The sequence below is a fragment of the Streptomyces sp. NPDC107581 genome, assembly GCF_055657175.1.
In genome coordinates this window covers 476,658-495,467 of the sequence record NZ_JBVKBH010000006.1, presented here as the reverse complement: position 1 = coordinate 495,467, position 18,810 = coordinate 476,658, and the positions used below count along the sequence as shown (strand labels likewise).

16 protein-coding genes are annotated in these 18,810 nt (G+C 72.2%); 8 read left to right on the top strand and 8 right to left on the bottom strand.

All coding sequences use genetic code 11. From position 1 onward, the window contains the following. Positions 1–24: 24 nt before the first annotated feature. Positions 25–1,161, bottom strand: coding sequence for a nicotinate-nucleotide--dimethylbenzimidazole phosphoribosyltransferase (gene cobT, locus ACZ7P3_RS18410; protein ID WP_472082815.1), 1,137 nt, complete (start codon positions 1,159–1,161; stop codon positions 25–27). A 133-nt stretch (positions 1,162–1,294) separates the two neighbouring features. Here cobT and ACZ7P3_RS18405 point away from each other — a divergent pair, with 133 nt between their 5' ends. Beyond that, positions 1,295–2,308, top strand: a complete 1,014-nt coding sequence (locus ACZ7P3_RS18405; protein ID WP_472082813.1) for a class I SAM-dependent methyltransferase — start codon at positions 1,295–1,297, stop codon at positions 2,306–2,308. A 55-nt stretch (positions 2,309–2,363) separates the two neighbouring features. Here the strand turns inward: ACZ7P3_RS18405 and ACZ7P3_RS18400 are convergent, their stop codons facing one another. After that, on the bottom strand, positions 2,364–3,566 hold the full coding sequence (locus ACZ7P3_RS18400; RefSeq protein WP_472082811.1) for a bifunctional adenosylcobinamide kinase/adenosylcobinamide-phosphate guanylyltransferase: 1,203 nt from the start codon (positions 3,564–3,566) through the stop codon (positions 2,364–2,366). Between the two features lie 180 nt (positions 3,567–3,746). Between ACZ7P3_RS18400 and ACZ7P3_RS18395 the strand changes: the two genes are divergently transcribed. Then, complete coding sequence (locus tag ACZ7P3_RS18395; protein WP_472082809.1) at positions 3,747–3,959, top strand: hypothetical protein; 213 nt, start codon at positions 3,747–3,749, stop codon at positions 3,957–3,959. Between the two features lie 32 nt (positions 3,960–3,991). Here the strand turns inward: ACZ7P3_RS18395 and ACZ7P3_RS18390 are convergent, their stop codons facing one another. The 3 genes from ACZ7P3_RS18390 to ACZ7P3_RS18380 all read right to left on the bottom strand — a co-directional run bounded on the left by ACZ7P3_RS18390 (position 3,992) and on the right by ACZ7P3_RS18380 (position 6,546). After that, on the bottom strand, positions 3,992–5,077 hold the full coding sequence (locus tag ACZ7P3_RS18390; RefSeq protein WP_472082807.1) for a S1C family serine protease: 1,086 nt from the start codon (positions 5,075–5,077) through the stop codon (positions 3,992–3,994). 57 nt (positions 5,078–5,134) lie between these two features. Further along, positions 5,135–5,836 (bottom strand): class I SAM-dependent methyltransferase, encoded by a 702-nt coding sequence (locus ACZ7P3_RS18385; protein WP_472082805.1) that lies wholly within the window; start codon positions 5,834–5,836, stop codon positions 5,135–5,137. Positions 5,837–5,919: 83 nt separating this feature from the next. Next, complete coding sequence (locus ACZ7P3_RS18380; protein ID WP_472082803.1) at positions 5,920–6,546, bottom strand: DUF3043 domain-containing protein; 627 nt, start codon at positions 6,544–6,546, stop codon at positions 5,920–5,922. A gap of 279 nt (positions 6,547–6,825) precedes the next feature. On the opposite strand from ACZ7P3_RS18380, the gene ACZ7P3_RS18375 reads away from it, so the two are divergent. Both ACZ7P3_RS18375 and pspAA read left to right on the top strand, forming a co-directional pair. Further along, a complete protein-coding gene (locus ACZ7P3_RS18375) occupies positions 6,826–7,617 on the top strand; it encodes a PspA/IM30 family protein (protein ID WP_472082801.1) in 792 nt (263 codons plus the stop codon). A 32-nt stretch (positions 7,618–7,649) separates the two neighbouring features. After that, on the top strand, positions 7,650–7,928 hold the full coding sequence (gene pspAA, locus ACZ7P3_RS18370) for a PspA-associated protein PspAA (protein WP_472082800.1): 279 nt from the start codon (positions 7,650–7,652) through the stop codon (positions 7,926–7,928). Positions 7,929–7,964: 36 nt separating this feature from the next. Here the strand turns inward: pspAA and ACZ7P3_RS18365 are convergent, their stop codons facing one another. Then, positions 7,965–9,350 carry a DUF3616 domain-containing protein gene (locus ACZ7P3_RS18365; RefSeq protein ID WP_472082798.1) on the bottom strand — a complete coding sequence of 462 codons (1,386 nt, stop codon included), beginning with the start codon at positions 9,348–9,350 and terminating at the stop codon, positions 7,965–7,967. A gap of 387 nt (positions 9,351–9,737) precedes the next feature. Between ACZ7P3_RS18365 and ACZ7P3_RS18360 the strand changes: the two genes are divergently transcribed. The 3 genes from ACZ7P3_RS18360 (at position 9,738) to ACZ7P3_RS18350 (ending at position 14,891) form a co-directional block, all read left to right on the top strand. Then, the gene (locus tag ACZ7P3_RS18360) at positions 9,738–10,958 is read left to right on the top strand and encodes a sensor histidine kinase (RefSeq protein ID WP_472082796.1); all 1,221 of its coding nucleotides are present in this window, start codon (positions 9,738–9,740) and stop codon (positions 10,956–10,958) included. After that, positions 10,955–11,635 carry a response regulator gene (locus tag ACZ7P3_RS18355; RefSeq protein ID WP_472082794.1) on the top strand — a complete coding sequence of 227 codons (681 nt, stop codon included), beginning with the start codon at positions 10,955–10,957 and terminating at the stop codon, positions 11,633–11,635. Before ACZ7P3_RS18360 ends, ACZ7P3_RS18355 begins: the two co-directional genes overlap by 4 nt. 154 nt (positions 11,636–11,789) lie before the next feature. Then, positions 11,790–14,891, top strand: coding sequence for an efflux RND transporter permease subunit (locus tag ACZ7P3_RS18350; RefSeq protein WP_472082792.1), 3,102 nt, complete (start codon positions 11,790–11,792; stop codon positions 14,889–14,891). Between the two features lie 60 nt (positions 14,892–14,951). Here the strand turns inward: ACZ7P3_RS18350 and nadA are convergent, their stop codons facing one another. Beyond that, positions 14,952–16,136, bottom strand: coding sequence for a quinolinate synthase NadA (nadA, locus tag ACZ7P3_RS18345; protein ID WP_472082790.1), 1,185 nt, complete (start codon positions 16,134–16,136; stop codon positions 14,952–14,954). 273 nt (positions 16,137–16,409) lie between these two features. Between nadA and ACZ7P3_RS18340 the strand changes: the two genes are divergently transcribed. After that, a complete protein-coding gene (locus ACZ7P3_RS18340) occupies positions 16,410–16,766 on the top strand; it encodes a HesB/IscA family protein (protein WP_016435777.1) in 357 nt (118 codons plus the stop codon). A gap of 207 nt (positions 16,767–16,973) precedes the next feature. Here ACZ7P3_RS18340 and ACZ7P3_RS18335 read toward each other — a convergent pair whose 3' ends face one another. Next, on the bottom strand, positions 16,974–18,752 hold the full coding sequence (locus tag ACZ7P3_RS18335) for a hypothetical protein (protein ID WP_472082788.1): 1,779 nt from the start codon (positions 18,750–18,752) through the stop codon (positions 16,974–16,976). Positions 18,753–18,810: the final 58 nt, after the last annotated feature.

Genomic DNA, 18,810 nt, shown 5'->3' with positions numbered 1-18,810 from the left:
GTGGCAGCAGCAGCCGCCCTGGTCCTAGTCCTGCGGCTGCTGCGCCTGCTTCTCCCGCGGCTCCTGCGCCTGCTCCTCGGCCGGCTTCTCCTGGGCCTCCTGGGCCTCCTGGGCCGGCTCCTTCTCGGGCAGCTCGGCGGCGAGTGCGGCGGCGGCCCGTACCAGCGGCAGCGCCAGCAGCGCCCCCACCCCCTCGCCGACCTTCACGCCCTGCTCCAGCAGCGGCTCCAGCGCCATCCGGTCCAGCGCCTTCGCCTGTCCCGGCTCCCCGCTGTCGTGCCCGGCCAGCCACCAGTCCGGCGCCCGGAAGGCCACCCGCTGGGCGACCAGCGCACACGCGGCGGCGACCACGCCGTCCAGGATCACCGGCAGCTTGCGCACCGCCGCCTGCAGCAGGAACCCGGTCATCGCGGCCAGATCGGCCCCGCCGACGGCCGCCAGCAGCTGCAGCTGGTCCCCGAGCACCGGCCGCGCCCGCCGCAGCGCGTCCCGGATCGCCGCACACTTGCGCATCCATGCCAGATCGTCGATGGCCTGCCCGCCGCGCCCGGTCACCACGGACGCGTCGGTCCCGCACAGCGCGGCGATCAGCACCGCCGCCGCCGTGGTCCCGCCCACGCTCACATCGCCGAGCACCACCAGATCCGTCCCCGAGTCGGCCTCCTCGTCGGCGACGGCGACACCCGCCCGGAAGGCCGCCTCGGCCTCGTCGGGGGTGAGCGCGTCCTCGATGTCGATACGACCGCTGCCGCGCCGCACCCGGTGCCGCACGACGTCCTCGGGGAAGGCGTCCTCGGGGCAGTCCAGGGCCATGTCCACGACCCGCACGGGCACGTCGAGGCGGCGCGCGAGCACCGACACCGCGCTGCCTCCCTCCAGTACCGCCCGCACCAGCTGCCCGGCACTGCCCGCCGGCCGCGCGGAGACGCCCAGTCCGGCGATCCCGTGGTCGGCGGCGAAGAGAACCACCCGGGGCCGCTCGACCGGCCGTACCGGTACGGCGCCCTGCGCGGCGGCGAGCCACTCGCCCAGCTCGTCCAGGCGCCCGAGCGACCCGGGCGGCACGATCTGACGCTCTCGCCGGGCCTCGGCGTCACGGCGCACGCCACCGTCCGGGCGCTCGATCAGATCGGTGAAGTCGTCCAGATTAAGGCTGCTCATTCGCCGAACAGTACCGGCAGCGAACGAACGCATCCGCGCCACACCGCGACCCCACGGTCACCACGTCGTTGCACCCAAGATCGGTATCCCATACGTTCCGGTTTGAAGCGGAATGTCGCACAGGGAGCCACCCATGCAGCCCTCGCCCCTCGCCCCCCGGGTCACCGGCCCGAACGACCCGTTCCAGGAGCCGCGCCGCGAGGACTGCCCGTGGTGCGGATCCCCGCGCCTGCGCACCCGGATGCGCGCCGCCGACCCGCTGCGGCACCGGCCGGGCACCTTCGTCCTCGACGAGTGCCGCGACTGCCGCCACGCCTTCCAGAACCCCCGGCTCACGGCGGAGGGCCTCGCCTTCTACCACCGGGACTTCTACGAAAGGCATCTGGAGGAGTTCACCGCCCGCATCGTCCCCGGCCGTGCGGTCCGCCGCCGCCACCGGGCCACGGCCCACGCGCTGTCGGCGCTGCGCGAACCGGAGAGCTGGCTGGACGTGGGCACGGGGCTCGCCCGCTTCCCCGAGGCGGCGAAGGAGTACTTCCCCTACACCAGCTTCGACGGCCTGGACCCGACGGCCCGGGTGGAACAGGCGCTGCTGGAGGGCCGCGTCGAGGAGGCCCACCGGGGCTATCTGACCACCCCCGGCACGGCCGCACGGCTGCGCGCCCGCTACGACGTGGTCAGCATGTTCCACCACCTGGAACACGCCCCCGACCCGCGCGCCGAACTCCGCGCCGCCCTGACCGCGCTGCGCCCCGGCGGCCACCTCGTCGTCGAAGTCCCCGACCCGCGCTGCGTGTTCGCCGCACTGCTCGGCAAGTGGTGGCTGCCCCACGGCCAGCCCCGCCACCTCCACCTGGTGCCCCTGGCCAACCTGCGCGCGGAACTGGAGGCGCAGGGCTGCACGATCCTCGTCACGGACCGCAAGGCGCCCCACACGCCCTACGACCTGTCGGCGGCCCTCTCCCTGGCCCTCGCCCACGCCCACCCGCTGCTGAGGGCCATGGCGGCCCCCGCGCTGGCGCTGGCCTCGGCCCTGGACCACACCCTGGCCCCCCTCGCCCGCCGCACCCGCCTCTCCAACGCGTACCGGATCGTGGCCCGCAAGGAGGCGGGCGCCGGCGTGCGGCTGCGGCCCGGCGGGGACTGATCGCGCGGTTCGCCGCGCCCCTGCGGGGCGCCCGGGGCCGCGGGCGGTCGCGCGCTCAGCCCCGCAGCACCAGAGCCTGCCCCGCCACCACCAGCAGAACCTGCTCGCACTCGCTCGCGAACGCCGCGTTCAGGCGCCCCAGTTCATCCCGGTAGCGGCGCCCGGACGCCGTCGCCGGCACGATCCCGGAGCCCACCTCGTTGGACACGGCCACCACGGTCCGCCGGGTGGCCCGCACCGCCGCAGCCAGCTCCCGCACCCGCTCGCGCAGCGCCTTCTCGCCGCCGTCCGCCCACTCCGCGTCGTCCCAGGCCCCGACCGCGTCCATCACATCCGTCAGCCACAGCGACAGACAGTCGATCAGCAGCGGCGGCCCGTCCACGGCGAGCAGCGGCACCAGATCGGTCGTCTCCGTGGTCCGCCAGGACCCAGGCCGCCGCTCCCGGTGCAGGGTCACCCGCGCCGCCCACTCGGTGTCCCCGCCACGCGTCCCGCCCGTGGCCACGTACAGCACCTCGGGGAAGGCCTCCAGCCGCCGCTCGGCCTCCACCGACTTGCCCGAACGTGCCCCGCCCAGCACCAGCGTGCGCCGCGGCACGTCCGGCACCTCCTCGTACGCCCCGACCACCAGCGTCGTACCGTCCGGCACGGCCCGCGCCCCGGCCGCCGCGAGCCGCCGCCGTACCTCCGCGCCCTGCGGCACGTCGTGGTCGAGATGGACGGCGATCACATCCGTCGTCGGGGTGATCGAACCGACCGCCCGCAGCCGGGCCGGCGCGTCCGGACGGCCCACGACATCGGCCAGCACCATCTGGTACGTCTCCGCCGTCGCCTCCTCCAGACCGGCCGGCGCCCCGCCCGGCGGCAGATACAGCAGCCGCTGCCCGTCCGGGCCGGTCACCGCGTACCCGGTGCCGCCCGCGTCCATCGCCACCGCCCGCACCCGATGCCCCGTCAGCAGCGCCAACTCCCGCCCGTCCGGCACCCGGCCGGGCTGCGGCAGCCCGGCCGGCACCTCCACCGCGGGCCCGTCGTGCGGGTGCGACAGCAGCACCTGGCGCACCCCGCCCAGCGAGTGCCCGGAGCGCGCGGCCGCGAACGCGGCCCCCGGCGTCAGGTCGAGCAGCAGCGCCCCGTCCACCAGCAGCGCGGTGGCCGCCCGCGCGTCCGGCCCGAGCGCGGTCGCACACACCGCGCAGGGACAGTCGGGGCGGGGCAGCCCCGCGGGAGCACCGGTACCGAGCAGAGTCACTTCCACGAGGTCGATTTTCACCCGTCCTCGCGGGCGCCGCCCGGCTGCCGCTCCCCAAGGGGCGCGGGGAACCGCGCGACCAGCCCTCACCGGCACGCGGTTTCCGGCACTTTCCCATGGTCATCTAACGGCCGGACCGGCGGAGCGCATACGCTTCCCGCAGGTGTTGGATCGAAGGAGGCCCACATGACGACATGGACGTGGCGGTTCGAGAAGGCCGACGGGACGGAGGTCCAGCCCGCAGTGCAGCCGGAGGAGTTCACCACACAGGGCGACGCCGAGTCCTGGATCGGCGAACACTGGAAGGACCTGCAGGAGGGCGGCGCGGACCAGGTGCGGCTGTTCGAGGAGAACACCGAGATCTACGGCCCGATGAGCCTGCACGCCGAAGCGTCGTAGCCCGGCCGGGGGGTGAGGAGGGGCCTTCCTCCTCACTGCTCGCCCAGCGTCACCTCCGCCGTCTTCTCGGCACCGTCGCGCTGGAAGGTGACCGTCGTCCGCCGCCCCGGTCTGTCCACCGCGAGCGCTTCGGAGAGTTCCGTGGTCGTGGTGACCGGGGTACCGCCCAGCTGGGTGATCACATCGCCCGGCCGCAGCCCCGCCCGGTCGGCCGCCCCGCCGCTCCTGAGGGTGACCACCGCGGCCCCGGCCGGCTGGTACCTGTCGTCCACGACCGTGCGCGCGGTGATGCCGAGCGCGGCCCGCCCCGAGTCGACGACCTTGCCGCTCCTGACGATCTGGCCGGCGACCGTCTTCACCATCGACACCGGGATGGCGAACCCGATGCCCGGCGCCGCGCTGCCGCCCAGCTCGGGATCGGCGGCGGCGAGCGTCGGGATGCCGATGACCTGTCCGTCGAGGTCGACCAGGGCACCCCCGCTGTTGCCGGGGTTGATGGCGGCCGACGTCTGCACCATGTTCGCGATGGTGGCGCCCGTACCCCCGCCCGTGCTGCCCTCGCTGACGGTCCGTCCGGTCGCCGACACGATGCCCTCGGTCACGCTGGACGACAGCCCGAGCGGCGACCCCATGGCCAGCACGAGCTGGCCGACCGCCACCTTCTCGGAGCTTCCGAACGACGCCGCCCGCAGCCCGTCCGGCACCTTGTCGAGCCTGATCACCGCGAGATCCTGCTCCGGGTACGAGTACACCAGGCGGGCGGTGAGCGGCTCCTCGCTGTTGGCCGCGGTCACCTTGAAGGTCTTCTCGGAGCCGACCACATGCGCGTTGGTGACGATGTGTCCCTGGCCGTCGTACACCACCCCGGAACCCAGATCGTGGCTCGCCTGGATCTGCACGACCGAGGGCAGGACCTCCTTGATGACCTTCAGATACTGGCTCTGCAGGTCGCCGCCGGCCATGGGGAGCGCCGTCCGGGTGGCCGAGCCCTCCCTCTCGGCGGGCGGCACCGGGGCGGTGCAGCCGGAGACCAGGGGCGCGGAGACCAGGAGAGCGGCCCACACGAGGACGGCGGCGCGGACGGCCGTCCACGGGGCACGGCTACGGGAAGCGTCCATGCCCCGAGTCTCTCCGCGGAGCGGATCACCGAGCCTGTCGTATGCGTCCGAACGGGCTCAGCCCCGCACCCCGCACAGGTGCAGCAGCGCCGCGACACCCCGGTACGGATCCGTCCGCCCGGCCCGCTCCTCGACCGCCAGCAGCGCCTGAAGATCCTCGGGGATCTCCGCGCCGTCCGCAGCCGTGTCGGTGAAGACCCGCACGCCGTACCAGGCGTGCAGCGGGGCGGCGATGCCGGCGAGCGTGGCGCTGAGCGCCGACAGCCGGTCGGCCCGCACGTCCAGGCCGAGGCGATTGCGATAGGCGGTGGTGCCGAACGAGCCCAGCGCGCCGGTCCAGTCCCCGGACAGGCCCGGCCGCATGGCGAGGGCGTCGCCGTTGCGCACCAGCAGCGACAGCAGCCCGCCCGGGGCGAGCATCCGGGCCAGACCGGCCACCAGCGGATCCGGCTCCTCGACGTACATCAGGACGCCGTGGCAGAGCACCACGTCGAAGCTGCCCGGCAGGAAGTGCACGCCGGTGTCCCGCCCGTCGCCCTGCACCAGCCGCATCCGCTCGCGGATGCCCTCCGGCTCACCGGCCAGGGCCTCGCGCGCGGCCGCGATCATCGTCGCGTCCTGCTCGACACCGGTCACCTGGTGACCGAGCCGGGCCAGCCGCAACGCCTGCGTGCCCTGGCCCATCCCCACGTCGAGCACGCGCAGCCGCTGCCCGACCGGGAACCGCCCGGCTATCTGCTCGTCGAGCTGCCGGGCCACCAGCTCCTGCCGTACGACATCACGCAGCCCGCCCAGCCTGTTCAGCCAGGACTCGGCCGCACCCCCGGTGAAGGCGTCTGCGCTCAGGGCCGCTCTCCGCGCTTGACCTGCGGCTTCGGCAGCCTGAGACGGCGCATCTGGAGAGAGCGCATCAGACCGTAGGCGACGGCGCCACGGCGGTTCTGGTCGGGGAAGCGCTCGGCCAGCCGCTTCTTCAGCCGGAAGCCGCTCACGGCCGCGTCGAGCACGATCAGCACGATCACGACGAGCCACATCCACAGGGCGACGGCCTGGATCGCGGGCACCCGCACCACGCTCATCACCAGGATGACCACGGCCAGCGGCAGGAAGAACTCCGCGACGTTGAACCGCGAGTCGACCCAGTCGCGCGCGAACTTGCGCACCGGGCCCTTGTCCCGGGCGGGCAGATAGCGCTCGTCGCCGCCGGCCAGCGCCTGGCGCTGCCGGTCCAGCGCCTGACGGCGGTCCTCGCGCTGACGCTTGGCCGCCTCCTTGCGCGTCGTCGGCGTGTTGGCGACACTGCGGCGCTGGGACTGGGCCTCACTGCGCTTGGGCGTGGGCCTGCCCTTGGGGGCCTGCGGGTCACGGGTCTGCTTGGAGAAGTTCACCGGCGCCTTGTCGGCGGGGGCCTTCTCTTCCTTGGCACGGCTACGGAACACAAAACCCAAGGGTACGGGCTCCCCGTGCATGGACCCCAGCCGAGCCGGGAACGATCCGGCAACGCCGGACGTCTGTAGGGGGACAGAGAGGACGTTGCAGACGCTTCACCCGGCGGCCACCGAGCAGGCCCGGGGGGATCACCCCGAGGACCACCTACTCCTCACGCCGGAGCGATATCGTCCGCAGTCGTTCTTGGGGATGAGCTCATCACCCCCGGAACAGTGCGGTAATGGAGTCAGGGCCCGTACTGTGGGTCCTGTCGCAGCATCGGTGAGCTGGAGTCCGTCAGAAGGGGGCGCGCGAAGCCCATGAGCGGTGTCATGAAGCGTATGGGGATGATCTTCCGCGCGAAGGCGAACAAGGCCCTTGACCGGGCCGAGGACCCGCGCGAGACCCTCGATTACTCGTACCAGAAGCAGCTGGAGCTGCTGCAGAAGGTGCGCCGCGGGGTCGCCGACGTGGCGACCTCCCGCAAGCGCCTGGAACTCCAGCTCAACCAGCTGCAGCAGCAGTCCACCAAGCTGGAGGACCAGGGCCGCAAGGCGCTCGCGCTGGGCCGCGAGGACCTGGCCCGCGAGGCGCTGTCCCGCCGTGCCGCCCTGCAGCAGCAGGTGACGGACCTGGAGACGCAGCACACGACTCTCCAGGGCGAGGAGGAGAAGCTCACCCTGGCGGCCCAGCGGCTGCAGGCCAAGGTCGACGCCTTCCGTACGAAGAAGGAGACCATCAAGGCCACCTACACCGCCGCCCAGGCCCAGACCCGCATCGGCGAGGCGTTCACCGGCATCTCCGAGGAGATGGGCGACGTCGGCCTGGCGATCCAGCGTGCCGAGGACAAGACGCAGCAGCTGCAGGCCCGCGCCGGCGCCATCGACGAGCTGCTCGCCTCCGGTGCCCTGGACGACCCGACCGGCACGGCCAAGGACGACATCGCCGCCGAGCTGGACCGCCTCTCCGGTGGTACGGATGTAGAGCTGGAACTGCAGCGCATGAAGGCCGAGCTGGCCGGAGGCTCGCCGCAGCAGGCGATCGAGGGCGGCACCGGCCAGGCGCAGTCCCAGCAGCACCCGCAGGACACCCCGCGCTTCGACAAGCAGTAGTCCGGGCCGGGACCCGGACCGAGGAGGCCGTCGTGATCGTACGGATCATGGGGGAGGGCCAGGTGAAGCTGGCCGACTCCCACTTCGTCGAGCTGAACAAGCTGGACGACGAGCTGCTGGAGGAGATGGAGAGCGGCGACGAGGAGGGCTTCCGTCGCACGCTCGCCGATCTCCTGGACGCCGTCCGGCGGCTCGGCACTCCTCTGCCGGACGACGCGCTGGAACCTTCGGAACTGATCCTTCCGTCCCCGGACGCATCGCTCACGGAGGTCCGGGAGATGCTCAGCGACGACGGGCTGATCCCGGGCTGAGCCCGGGACGGCTGATCCCGGGCTCAGCCCGGCCGGTCAGCCCAGGGTGAACCAGGTGGTGCGGGACTTCTGCCACTCCGGGTGGCTGAGGTCCTTCGCCTGGGTGCCGTCGCCGTAGAGGTCCGCGTCCCCGTCGTCGGTGATCAGCTGTACCCGGGCCCCGGAGACGCCCAGGTCGGGCACGGACACGATGGACTCCCAGCCGCCCGCGTCCGTGGTCGGCAGGTCCAGCTTCTTCACGGGCTGGTGCCCGGCCACCCCGTCCCATGTGTACAGGGCGTACGGGTCGCTGTTGTCGTCGGCCGCCCAGGACCCGGCGAGGATCAGGAACTGCCCCTTGTCGTTGCGGCGCAGGTCGCGGATGGACAGACCGCCGAGGTCCAGCTCGATCGGCGTACCGAAGGCGGCCTTCGTGCCGCGGACCACCTGGTCCATGTTCGTCACCGGCACGACCAGTGCCTTCCCGCCCGACTGCGGCGGCACCAGCGGGGCCCGGAAGCCGACGTAGGCGGTGGTGGAGGAGCCGGGTGCGAACTCCAGTCCCTCCACGTTGAAGCCGTCCACCTGCTTCGGGGTCTGGCCGTCGGCCGTCGCCGCGGCGAAGCCGTACCGGTCGCCGTTCGCCTCGTCCCAGGCCACCAGGTCGTCGCGCAGGTGGTGCCCGGCACTGCCGAAGGAGAGCGAGGTGGCCGCGCCCGAGCCGGAGACCGTGGTGGTGAAGACCGTGTTGCGGTCGGCCTTGTACTCGCCGTCCTTGTTGTTGCCCAGCGAGCCGGTCCAGTAGATCGTGTTCCCGACGCGCGTGGCGCCCTCGATGTCGACCTCCTTGTCGGCGTCCAGCGCGCTGTCCAGGTCCCAGGTCTTCACCGGGGCGCCGGAGGCCGAGCCGTTGTACAGGCGCAGCGTGTTGTCCTCGTCGTTGCCGACGACCTCGTACCCGCCGCCGACGTCCACCGCGGCGGAGGCGTCCGAGGCGCCGGTCAGATAGCGGGCGTCGGCGGAGTGCTGGACGGCCGGGGAGGCCGCGTAGTGCAGCGTGGTCGTGGCCGTCTTGCCGCCGAGCCCCGTCACCTTCAGCGTGAGGTCCGCGTAGCCCTGGGCGTGCGCGGTGACCGAGACGGTACGGCTGCTGCCGGTGCCCGAGACGCTGACGTCGGAGGTGGCCGCCACGGAGGTACGGCTGCTCTTGGTGGCCGTCACGGTCAGCGCGGAGGCGTCGGCGCCGCTCTGTGCGAGTGTGACGGTGACCGTCGGGTCGCCGGTGCTGCCGACCGCGCCCGACAGGTAGGACGCCGACAGCTTGATCGTCGGCGTGCCGTAGCTCGCGGCCTGTGCGGGGGTGACCAGACCCGTGGCCGAGGCGAGTGCGAGGGCCGCGGCGGACCACAGCACATGTCGGGACGGCGAGGAGGAAGGGCGCACGAGGGCTGCCTTTCGTCGACAGGACGCATCCGGCCCGGGCGGCGCGAATGCCGACGAGAAGGCTGAGCATGTACGGCCAACGCCGGGCGTCCGGCACCGGTACCTGCCGCGAACAGCGCGGGACAGCTGGCGATCAGTGAGTGGGGCTGCGCGGGCGTCTGCCGGGTGGGTGGTTGTGCGGCCGTCCGGCTCGGGATCGGTCTTCGTCCGGGTGCGGGTCGGTGGGGGCCTGTTGCGCAGTTCCTCGCGCCCCTTGGGGGTTGTGGTGGGCGTTGTTGGTGGGGTGCCGTGGTTGTGGGGGTTGTCTGCGGGGCGTGGTCCCGGACGGTTCGGGCGGCGGGGGTCTTGCTGCTGACCTGTGCTGCGGCGACCCGTACTGTTCACCACGTGAGCACCCTCGAACGGGCCCGGTGCAGCCTCAAGGCGCACCCCCTCGCGCTGGACGCGGCCATCGCGGCGGGCGTGCTGGTGTGCATGGTCGCCGGGTCCTTCGTGGTGCCCCGCGGCAACAACGGCGTGACCTGGGGCGTCCGCACCCCGGCCCTGTTCAGCCTGCTGCTGATGACCATCGGTGCCGCCGCGCTCGTCTTCCGGCGCCGCGCGCCCAAGGCGGTCCTCGCCGTCACCGGCACCGTCTCCGTGATCGAGCTGGTCACCGGCAACCCGCGCGCCCCGGTCGCCATGTCCGCCGTCGTCGCCCTCTACACCGTCGCCTCGCGGACCGACCGCACCACCACCTGGCGCGTCGGCCTGCTCACCATGACCGTGCTGACCGCGGCCGCCATGCTCGGCGGCACCCTGCCCTGGTACGCCCAGGAGAACCTCGGCGTACTCGCCTGGACCGGGATCGGCGCCACCGCCGGGGACGCCGTGCGCAGCCGCCGCGCGGTCGTCCAGGCCATCCGGGAACGCGCCGAACGCGCCGAACGCACCCGCGAGGAGGAGGCTCGCCGCCGGGTCGCCGAGGAACGGCTGCGCATCGCCCGCGATCTGCACGACGTGGTCGCCCACCACATCGCCCTGGTCAATGTGCAGGCCGGAGTCGCCGCGCACGTCATGGACAAGCGGCCCGACCAGGCCAAGGAGGCCCTCGCCCACGTCCGCGAGGCCAGCCGCTCCGCGCTCAACGAGCTGCGCGCCACCGTCGGCCTGCTCCGCCAGTCCGACGACCCGGCCGCTCCCACCGAACCCGCTCCCGGCCTCAGCCGCCTCGAGGAACTCGCCGGCACCTTCCGCAACGCCGGGCTCCCGGTCGAGGTGGCCCGCGCCGACCACGGCACCGAACTCCCGGCCGCCGTGGACCTGGCCGCCTACCGGATCATCCAGGAGGCCCTGACCAACGCGCAGAAACACGCGGGCCCGGACGCCAAGGCCGAGGTCAGCGTCGTACGCGTCGGACCGCACATCGAGGTCACCGTGCTGGACGACGGCGCGGGCGCGGGCGGTGCGCCCGGGGCCGGCGGCGGGCACGGGCTGCTCGGCATGCACGAGCGGGTCACCGCCCTCGGCGGCACCCTGACCACCGGACCCCGCTACGGCGGCGGCTTCCGCGTCCATGCGATCCTGCCGGTCAAGACCCGCACCACGGCCCCGGGGGAGCCCGTATGACGATCCGTGTCCTGCTCGCCGACGACCAGGCACTGCTGCGCAGCGCGTTCCGGGTACTGGTCGACTCCGAGCCCGACATGGAGGTGGTGGGGGAGGCCTCCGACGGCGCCGAGGCGGTCCGGCTCGCCAAGGAGCGAAGCGCGGACGTCGTCCTCATGGACATCCGGATGCCCGGCACCGACGGCCTCGCCGCCACTCGCCTGATCAGCGCCGACCCCTCCCTCGCCCAGGTCCGCGTGGTCATCCTGACCACGTTCGAGGTGGACGACTACGTGGTCCAGTCGCTGCGCGCCGGTGCCTCCGGCTTCCTCGGCAAGGGCAGTGAACCCGAGGAGCTGCTGAACGCCATCCGGGTCGCGGCGGGCGGCGAGGCCCTGCTGTCCCCGGCCGCCACCAAGGGCCTGATCGCCCGCTTCCTCGCCCAGGGCGAGGGCGACGACGGCCGCGACCCCGCCCGCTCCGAGCGGCTCGGCGCGCTCACCGGCCGGGAGCGGGAGGTGCTCGTCCAGGTCGCCGGCGGCCACTCCAACGACGAGATCGCCGAGCGCCTGGAGGTGAGCCCGCTGACGGTGAAGACGCACGTCAACCGGGCCATGGCCAAGCTCGGCGCCCGGGACCGGGCCCAGCTGGTCGTCATCGCGTACGAGTCGGGGCTGGTACGTCCGAGGATGGACTGACCTCCACCCGCGTGTACTGCGCGCGGAGTAGGGGCCGGATAAGGAAATGGACCTGGGGCCTACAAGAGCGCGCTCGGTCATGGCTCAGGGTGGTGGGGTGGGCGCTCACCTGCGCGTCCCGCATCTGCCGCTCACAGAAACGAGACCCTGAACCATGTCCTGGCTGTCGAGATTCAGTCTCGCGCAACGGGCCCTGATAGGCCTCATGTCGATCATCGCCCTCGTCTTCGGGCTGATCGCGATACCCCAGATCAAGCAGCAGCTCCTGCCCACCATCAACCTGCCCATGGTGTCGGTCATCGCGCCGTACCAGGGTGCCTCGCCCGATGTCGTCGAGAAGCAGGTCGTCGAGCCCATCGAGGACAACCTCCAGGGCGTCGACGGCATCAGCGGCGTCACCTCGACGGCGAGCGAGGGCAACGCCGTGATCATGGCGTCCTTCGACTACGGCAACGACACCAAGCAGCTGGTCTCCGATGTGCAGCAGGCCGTCAACCGGGCCCGCAACCAGCTCCCGGACGACGTCGACCCGCAGGTCATCTCCGGTTCCACCGACGACATGCCGACCGTGGTCCTCGCCGTCACCTCCGGCAAGGACCAGCAGGCCCTCGCCGACCAGCTCGACAAGACGGTCGTCCCGACCCTGAAGGACATCGACGGCGTCGGCCGCGTCCAGGTCACCGGCACGCGCGACCTCCAGGTCGCCGTCACCCCGGACGACGCCGAGCTGGCGCAGGCGGGTCTCACCTCCGCCGCTCTCGGCCAGGCTCTGCAGGCGGGCGGCGCGACCGTGCCGGCCGGCTCCTTCGACGAGGACGGCGCCAACCGCACCGTCCAGGTCGGCGGCGGCTTCTCCTCGCTCAGGCAGATCCAGGACCTCATGGTCTCCGGTGAGGGCGGCAAGAAGCCCGTACGCCTCGGTTCCGTGGCCACCGTCAAGGAGCAGCCGGCCCCGGCCGACTCCCTCACCCGCACCGACGGCCGGCCCAGCCTCGCCGTCAACGTCACCATGGACCACGACGGCAGCGCGGTCTCCATCTCGAACGCGGTCAAGGACAAGCTGCCCGACCTGCGCAAGGACCTGGGCTCCGGCGCGAAGCTCACGGTCGTCAGCGACCAGGGCCCGGCCGTCTCCAAGTCCATCAAGGGCCTGACCACGGAAGGCGCGCTCGGCCTGCTCTTCGCGGTCCTGATCATCCTGGTCTTCCTGGCCTCGGTCCGTTCCACGCTGGTGACGGCGGTGTCCATCCCGCTGTCCGTCGTCCTCGCGCTGATCGTGCTGTGGACCCGCGGCCTGTCCCTGAACATGCTCACCCTGGGCGCCCTGACCATCGCCATCGGCCGGGTCGTCGACGACTCGATCGTGGTCCTGGAGAACATCAAGCGGCACCTGGGCTACGGCGAGGAGCGCAAGGACGCCATCCTCAACGCGGTGCGCGAGGTGGCCGGCGCGGTCACCTCCTCCACCCTCACCACGGTCGCCGTCTTCCTGCCGATCGGCCTGGTCGGCGGCATGGTGGGCGCCCTGTTCGGCTCGTTCAGCATCACGGTGACGGCGGCCCTGCTGGCCTCCCTCGTCGTCTCGCTGACCGTGGTGCCCGTGCTGTCGTTCTGGTTCCTGCGCGCCCCGAAGGGCACCCCGAAGGACGCCGAGGAGGCCCGCCGCCGGGCTGAGGAGAAGGAGGCGAAGAGCCGCCTCCAGCGCTTCTACGTCCCCGTCCTGCGCTTCGCCACCCGCCGCCGGCTCACCAGCGTGCTGATCGCGATCGTGGTCCTCGTCGTCACGTTCGGCATGTCCGGGCTGCTGAAGACCAACTTCTTCGACCAGGGAGAGCAGGAGGTCCTCACCGTCAAGCAGGAGCTGAAGCCCGGCACCAGCCTCGCGGCCACCGACGCCCAGGCCAAGCGGGTCGAGAAGCTCCTCGCCTCCACCAAGGGCGTCAAGGACTACCAGGTCACCGTCGGCTCCTCCGGCTTCATGGCGGCCTTCGGCGGCGGCACGGACAGCAACCAGGCGTCGTACCAGGTGATGCTGAAGGACTCGAAGTCCTACGACGACGTGCAGAAGCACCTCGAGGACGGGCTGAAGAAGCTCAAGGGCATCGGCACGACCACGGTCTCGGCCGGTGACGGCTTCGGCAACCAGGACCTCAGCGTCGTGGTCAAGGCCTCCGACCCGCAGGCGCTGAGTGAGGCCGCCGACCGGGTGCGCTCCACCGTGGCCGGCCTCGACGACGTCACCGACGTCACCAGCGACCTGGCGCAGAGCGTCCCGCGGATCTCGGTCAAGGCCAACGCCAAGGCGGCCGCGGCCGGTTTCGACGACCAGAAGCTGGGCGCCGCGGTCGCCCAGGCCGTGCGCGGTACGACGGCGGCGAAGGCGATCCTCGACGACACCGAGCGCGACGTCGTCGTGAAGTCCGCCAAGCCCGCCACCACCCTCGCCCAGCTGAAGGCGCTGCGCCTCGGTCCGGTGAAGCTCGGTGACATCGCCACCGTCAAGCTGGTGGACGGACCGGTGTCGATGACCCGCATCGACGGTCAGCGCGCCGCGACCATCAAGGCCAAGCCGACCGGCGACAACACGGGTGCGGTCAGCACCCAGCTGCAGTCGAAGATCAAGGCCCTGAAGCTCCCGGCGGGCGCCAAGGCCGAGATCGGCGGTGTGTCCTCGGACCAGGACGACGCGTTCAAGAACCTGGGCCTGGCCATGCTGGCGGCGATCGCGATCGTCTTCATGCTGCTGGTGGCGACGTTCCGCTCGCTGGTCCAGCCGCTGATCCTGCTGGTCTCGATCCCGTTCGCGGCCACGGGCGCGATCGGTCTCCTGGTGGCCACCGGTACGCCGATGGGCGTCCCGGCCATGATCGGCATGCTGATGCTGATCGGCATCGTGGTGACCAACGCGATTGTGCTGATCGACCTGATCAACCAGTACCGCAGGCAGGGCTACGGCGTCGTCGAGGCCGTGGTGGAGGGTGGCCGCCACCGGCTCCGGCCGATCCTCATGACGGCCCTGGCGACGATCTTCGCCCTGCTGCCGATGGCCCTGGGCGTCACCGGCGAGGGCGGCTTCATCGCCCAGCCGCTGGCCGTGGTCGTGATCGGCGGTCTGATCTCGTCCACGCTGCTCACCCTGCTCCTCGTCCCGACGCTCTACGCCATGGTGGAGCTCCGCAAGGAGCGCCGCGCGAAGAAGCGGGCCGCGAAGAGGCAGGAGCGCCAGTCCGAGGTGCTGGAACCGGCCGGCGTCTGAACACCGCCGAGGCCCGGCTCCCCTCGCGGGGGAGCCGGGCCTCGGCCGTGCGGTGCGGTCCTACGGCAGCGCCAGCATCCGCTCCAGCGCCAGCTTGGCGAACGCCTCCGTCTCCTGGTCGACCTCGATCCGGTTGACCAGGTTCCCCTCGGCCAGGGACTCCAGGGTCCACACCAGGTGGGGCAGGTCGATGCGGTTCATGGTCGAGCAGAAGCAGACCGTCTTGTCGAGGAAGACGATCTCCTTGCCCTCGGGAGCGAAACGGTTCGCCAGACGGCGGACCAGGTTCAGCTCTGTGCCGATGGCCCACTTGGAGCCGGCCGGGGCCGCCTCCAGAGCCTTGATGATGTACTCGGTCGAGCCGACGTAGTCCGCCGCGGCCACGACCTCGTGCCGGCACTCGGGGTGCACCAGGACGTTCACACCGGGGATGCGCTCACGCACGTCGTTCACCGAGTCCAGGCTGAAGCGGCCGTGGACCGAGCAGTGGCCGCGCCACAGGATCATCTTCGCGGCCCGCAGCTGCTCGGCGGTCAGCCCGCCGTTCGGCTTGTGCGGGTTGTAGAGCACGCAGTCGTCCAGGGACATGCCCATGTCCCGCACCGCGGTGTTGCGGCCCAGGTGCTGGTCCGGCAGGAACAGGACCTTCTCGCCCTGCTCGAACGCCCAGTCGAGAGCGCGCTCGGCGTTGGACGAGGTGCAGATGGTCCCGCCGTGCTTGCCGGTGAACGCCTTGATGTCCGCCGAGGAGTTCATGTACGAGACCGGGACCACCTGCTCGGCGATACCCGCCTCGGTCAGCACGTCCCAGCACTCGGCGACCTGCTCGGCCGTGGCCATGTCGGCCATGGAGCAGCCGGCCGCGAGGTCGGGCAGGACGACCTTCTGGTCGTCGGAGGTGAGGATGTCCGCCGACTCGGCCATGAAGTGCACACCGCAGAACACGATGTACTCGGCCTCCGGGCGCGCGGCCGCGTCCCGGGCCAGCTTGAAGGAGTCGCCCGTGACGTCGGCGAACTGGATGACCTCGTCGCGCTGGTAGTGGTGGCCGAGCACGAAGACCTTGTCGCCGAGCTTCTCCTTGGCCGCGCGGGCGCGTTCGACCAGGTCGGGATCGGACGGCGAGGGCAGGTCGCCGGGACACTCGACACCCCGCTCGCTCTTCGGGTCGGCCTCACGGCCGAGAAGCAGCAGGGCGAGCGGAGTCGGCTGTACGTCGAGTTCCGGGGTCTGGGCGGTGGTCACGACACGCACCCTTTCTACTTTTCGTCTAACTGACGCTATCTATCATAACTGCTTCACGTCACTTTGACGACGGCCATAGCGTCGATGTGACGTGAATCCCGCTCGGGTTGCGCGGGTCCCCCTTCGGGCCGCTGTCCGCCCGATCGGGCATGTGCGAGCATGAGGAAAGAAGCAAAAACGCGACCACGCGAATGCCCGGCCCGGAATGAATCCGCGGAAACGCCGGTTGCACTCGTCGGCAAGCAGTCTCCGTACAACCCGGGAGAGATGTAGATGTCCGTATCGGACGAGACCACCACCGTCACCGACGGCATCATCCTGACCGACGCCGCCGCGTCCAAGGTCAAGGCGCTGCTCGACCAGGAGGGCCGCGACGACCTCGCTCTGCGCGTCGCAGTCCAGCCCGGCGGCTGCTCCGGCCTGCGCTACCAGCTCTTCTTCGACGAGCGTTCGCTCGACGGTGACGTCGAGAAGGACTTCGGCGGGGTCAAGGTCGTCACCGACCGCATGAGCGCTCCGTACCTGGGCGGCGCCACCGTCGACTTCGTGGACACGATCGAGAAGCAGGGCTTCACGATCGACAACCCGAACGCGACGGGCTCCTGCGCCTGCGGCGACTCCTTCAGCTGAGCCGGCCACAGCCTGACGCGAAAGGCGGCGACCCCCTGCCAGGGGGCCGCCGCCTTTCGCATGTGCGCGGCCGGCGCCCGTCCGGCGGATCATGCCGGAATCGCGGGCCACCCGTGCTGATCCGGAATCGCGGGGCGACTCGTGCTGATGAGGCACCGCCGCCCGGAGCCGCCCTGATCGAGCCGCCCTGATCCCGTCAGGCAGGCCCTAACGGGCGGCCTGCGGTCGCAGCGCTCCCGGCTCCGCCTTCGGCAGGCGTTTTCCGTCGGCGCCGACCACCGCGCGGCCGTCCAGCGGCGCGTCCAGCCGTACCGTCTTCGCGTACTCCCTGGCGATCAGGATGCACACCTTGTCCGGCCAGGGCTTCTCGGTCACGGTGACCGTGACCCGGCCGCCGCTCTCCTTCGCCGCAGCCGTGTAGTCCGCGCACACCCCGCCGGTGAAGCTCACGGTCAGCTCACGGCCGTCGGCGGTGTACCCGTCGACCTTCACCGCGCGTGTCTTCGGCGCGGAGGACGAGGGGGCCGAGGGGGCCGAGGAGGGCGCGGACGGGGCCGACGCCGACGGTGCCGCCAGGTACTTGGGGTCCAGCGCCGGGTACGCCACCGTGAAGGCGCCGCCCGCGGCCGACCCGCGTACCTCGAACAGCCACGACGGCACCAGCAGCTGCCGACCGCCGGCCGAGCGCGCGGCCAGCCCGAACACCGCCCTGTCGACGGTGGCCTGGTCCGCCGTCGGCTCGGGCGCCGACGACGCCCCGCCGCACGGCTGCTCCAGCCGGTCCTTCAGCGGCACCGGACTGGCGCAGCCGCCGATGCCCATGCGGTGGTCGCTCTTCGGCGCCCTGTTCATCAGCTCCAGCGTCTTCTTCGCGCCCAGGACCGGATACGTGTCCCCCTTCGCCGGGGTCGCAAGCTGCCCGTGCCCCCCGATCAGCTCGCCCCCCTCGCCGACGGTCAGGCCGGTCGTCAGACCGTACGTGGGCAGCCCGCCCACCACCGGGTCCGCGTTGACCACCCGCTGGGCCCCCATGACCTGGCTCGCGTCGATCTTCGCGTCGTCCTGGCCGAGCGCCTTCAGCACGGGCGCCGCCGCCTTCTTCGCGGCCGCCACGCTCACCTGGTCGCCTGCCGGGGCGGCCGGGTCGTGGGTGCAGACGGTGATCTTCTTGCAGTTGTCGGTACCGGGTGCGTACCGGCTGAAGGACCAGCTGCCCGGCGCGTCCCTGTTCACCTGAAGGCTCGGCCCGAAGCCGTCCTTCCCGCCGCCGACCCGCCAGATCCGCCCCTCGGCCACCGGCGTCCCGTCCACACCGAGCGCCTCGGCCAGCCGGGCCACCCGGTCCTTGCCGACCTCGGACCCCGGCAGGTACACGGGCGCCGATCCGGGACCGCCCGGCAGCTCGCCCGCGGCCACATAGGTCGCGCCGTACGGATCGGGCTCCCCGGGCGCGATGCCGCCCGTACCGCCCTGCGCCCATCCGTCCAGGGCGAGCGGCGCGGGGGCCCTGCCACCGCCGGACGCGCCCGCGTCCGCCCGGCCGTCCGAGCCGTGGTGCGCGGCGAGAAGGGCGCCACCGCCCCCGACCAGCAGAACGGCCGCCGCGACCGAGGCGACGGCCACGGGGGAGCGGCGCCGCCCGGCCCGCTCATCGTCCTTCGCGCCCTCGGCCGGCCCGGCTTCTTCGACCCGTTCGGCCTGCCCGGCCTGCCTGGCTTCTTCGGCCTGCCCGGCTTCTTCGACCCGTTCGGCTTCTCCGGCGGGCTTGGCTTCTTCGGCCGGCCCGGCCTCTGCGGCCCGCCCGGTTTCTTCGACCCGGTCGGCTTTCCCGGTCGGCCCGGCTTCTTCCGCGCGCCCGGCCTCTTCGGTCCCGCCGGTCCCGTCGGCCTGCCGGGCCTCGCCCGTTCCGCTGTCGTTCGCGCCGGCGGCCTCGCTCCTGCCCGAGGCCTCGGGTTCCTCGGGGTTCTCCGGTCGCTCGGTGTTCACCGCATCGCTCCTCGCTGGATCGTGTCCCACGTCCCCGGCACGGGGGACGGCGATGGGA

Excerpts from the sequence above, each read along its gene's own strand:
- cobT (WP_472082815.1), bottom strand. The coding sequence starts at position 1,161 with ATGAGCAGCCTTAATCTGGACGACTTCACCGATCTGATCGAGCGCCCG.
- ACZ7P3_RS18405 (WP_472082813.1), top strand. The coding sequence starts at position 1,295 with ATGCAGCCCTCGCCCCTCGCCCCCCGGGTCACCGGCCCGAACGACCCG.
- ACZ7P3_RS18395 (WP_472082809.1), top strand. The coding sequence starts at position 3,747 with ATGACGACATGGACGTGGCGGTTCGAGAAGGCCGACGGGACGGAGGTC.
- ACZ7P3_RS18390 (WP_472082807.1), bottom strand. The coding sequence starts at position 5,077 with ATGGACGCTTCCCGTAGCCGTGCCCCGTGGACGGCCGTCCGCGCCGCC.
- ACZ7P3_RS18380 (WP_472082803.1), bottom strand. The coding sequence starts at position 6,546 with ATGCACGGGGAGCCCGTACCCTTGGGTTTTGTGTTCCGTAGCCGTGCC.
- ACZ7P3_RS18375 (WP_472082801.1), top strand. The coding sequence starts at position 6,826 with ATGAGCGGTGTCATGAAGCGTATGGGGATGATCTTCCGCGCGAAGGCG.
- ACZ7P3_RS18355 (WP_472082794.1), top strand. The coding sequence starts at position 10,955 with ATGACGATCCGTGTCCTGCTCGCCGACGACCAGGCACTGCTGCGCAGC.
- ACZ7P3_RS18350 (WP_472082792.1), top strand. The coding sequence starts at position 11,790 with ATGTCCTGGCTGTCGAGATTCAGTCTCGCGCAACGGGCCCTGATAGGC.
- ACZ7P3_RS18340 (WP_016435777.1), top strand. The coding sequence starts at position 16,410 with ATGTCCGTATCGGACGAGACCACCACCGTCACCGACGGCATCATCCTG.